This window comes from Vibrio sp. 99-8-1 (assembly GCF_013114595.1).
GTDB lineage: Bacteria > Pseudomonadota > Gammaproteobacteria > Enterobacterales > Vibrionaceae > Vibrio.
Map to the genome: position 1 here is coordinate 1 of NZ_VTXE01000081.1, position 726 is coordinate 726.

At 47.4% G+C, this 726-nt stretch carries 1 protein-coding gene and 1 pseudogene; both read right to left on the minus strand.

Annotated elements, in window-relative coordinates:
• Positions 1-238, minus strand: a 238-nt coding sequence (locus F0227_RS21800) for a hypothetical protein (RefSeq protein WP_216613515.1), incomplete at its 3' end; no start/stop codon positions are given.
• 23 nt (positions 239-261) lie between these two features.
• Positions 262-726, minus strand: a pseudogene (locus F0227_RS21805) (hypothetical protein); the annotation flags it as partial.

Here is a 726-nt window from a genome sequence, read left to right on the forward strand (position 1 = left end):
CTGGGGCAGACATGCGTCCACCAGTAGACATTTTACCGGGATAGCCGCTGACTGAGCCCATGGACACTCTTGCCTGCCCACCCATAACCGTAGTGATATACATACCTTGGACACCATGTTTTCCGCTGGTGCTACCATTGGTTAACCCTACATCGACAATATAGGGGCCTGCGGGGTAGCGTAAAAACAGTGTCAGACCAAGCAGTACAAGAGCTCCGATAATATAAGCTTTAATCATTGCTATGCACCTCAAGCAACAGGCTATTTTTCCTGTGTATTCGTCGTCTGGTTAGCGGAACTTTTCTTGGATTCTAAACGTTTCTTCAGCCGGGAGAAGTAACTGTCTGGGAAAGGGGTAGCTGAAGATTCACCCACACCATCAAACAGCACCACCACATCACGGATGTTTCGGGGATCTTTTACAACCCAGCCATTTGGATCGGCCTTTTTTTTGGGAGTACAGTCATCAACCACAGAAAAGCAACTCTTGGTATAGAACACCCTTACTCTTGGGCCATCGACAATCACCTGTATTGAACCCTGTTTACGATGGTAGTTTTTATAATAGTTATCCATTACCTTGATTTTCGCTTCAGCGTCTGCGGAGATTTCTGCGGAGATCACGTGATAAGAAACTAAGCCGCTGTTGGGTGTTGGGTTTCCCTTTGCCCAGTAGCCTTCAATATATGCCGGAGCCGACATACGCCCACCGGTAGACATTTTACC